This is a genomic window from Desulfovibrio piger ATCC 29098, assembly GCF_000156375.1.
Taxonomy (GTDB): Bacteria; Desulfobacterota; Desulfovibrionia; order Desulfovibrionales; family Desulfovibrionaceae; genus Desulfovibrio; species Desulfovibrio piger.
Genome location: NZ_DS996363.1, coordinates 2,307 through 3,744, shown reverse-complemented (window position 1 = coordinate 3,744; position 1,438 = coordinate 2,307). Strand labels below are relative to the sequence as shown.

The following is a 1,438-nucleotide window of genomic DNA, read 5'->3' as shown; positions in this document are numbered from 1 at the left end:
CACGGTGTTTGTGCCGGTGCGCCTGGCAGTGGCCGAACTCATGCAGGCGCTTTCCGGTCTGTTCGGCCTGTTCACGGGCAACGAAGTGACCAGCGCCGCCTCGTCCTGGGAAGCCTTCGGCGCGGCCCTGGGAGAGATCGCGGGCGGCGTGCTGGAAGGACTGGCCACGGGCTTTGCCTGGCTAGTGGACGGAGTGAGGCTGTTTGTTTCCGTCATCGGGCACCTGATAGACGGCGTTTCGGCGCTGTGCGGCTGGCTGCTGGACCTTGGCGGGGCCACGAATGAGGCCAACGCGGCGGCGGACCCCTTCGCCTGGTCGAATCTCGGCAAGGTACTCGGCTATGTGCTGGGGCTTTTCGTGGCCTGGAAGGCCGCGCTTCTGGCCGTGCGCGGCGTCATGGTGGCGGTGTCTGCCGCGACGAAGGCGTGGGCCGCCGTGCAGTGGGTACTCAATGCGGCCATGAGCGCAAACCCCATAGGTCTGGTCGTCATCGCTATCGCGGGTCTGATTGCCGCCGGGGCATGGCTTGTCCAGAACTGGGATGAGATCGCCGCGTGGTGGCATGACCTGTGGGGCGGCATAGCGGCCTGGGCGGGTGAAAAATGGGACGCCATCACGGGCACGATTACCGGGGCGTGGGATTCCATCATTTCCGGTATTACGGGCTTCGGCGCGTCTATCCTTTCCGGTCTGCAAGGCGCGTGGGATGCCGTGAGAAACGGCATCAGCGCAGCGTGGAAAGGTTATATTACCCTGCTGACGGCATTCTGGGGAGGCATCCTTTCCGGGCTACTGGACTTCGGAGCATCCGTCATCAGCGGATTGCAACGCGTCTGGGATACGATCAGCGGCGCGGCAGGCGCGGCCTGGGCAGGCATAACCGGCATCATTTCCGGCGCGTGGAACGCCATTGTAGGCGGCGTCGCGGACTTCGGCGCTTCTCTTCTCTCCTTTTTGCAAAGCGCGTGGGCTGAGTGGGAGGGCTTTGTCGCCCGACTGCTGGCCGCCTTGGGAGGCATCCTTTCCGGGCTACTGGACTTCGGGGCGTCCGTCATCAGCGGATTGCAAAGCGTCTGGGATACGGTCGGCAACGCGGCGGGCGCGGCCTGGGAAGGTATCGTCGGTCTGGTGTCCGGAGCGTGGGCTGCCATCATCGGCGGCCTGTCCGCTTTCGGCACGTCCCTGCTGGATGGCGTGACGGCGGCCTGGAATGCCGTGCTGGAATTTTTCGGCGGGCTGAACCTTTTTGAATCCGGGGCAAAGCTGCTTTCCACCTTTGTGGACGGCATCAAGAGCATGGCGTCCTCCGTGGTGGAATCCGTAGAAGGCGTGTTTACCAAGGTGCGGGAGTACCTACCGTTTTCGGACGCGCATGTGGGGCCGCTCTCGCAGCTCACGCTTTCCGGTGCGCGCATGATGAGCACGCTTGCCGAGGGC

At 64.3% G+C, this 1,438-nt stretch carries 1 protein-coding gene; it reads left to right on the top strand.

Translation table 11 applies throughout. The annotated features are described in order from the left end of the window. Positions 1-1,438 (top strand): phage tail protein (locus DESPIG_RS14155; RefSeq protein ID WP_006009384.1); only part of this gene is annotated, 1,438 nt, incomplete at both ends.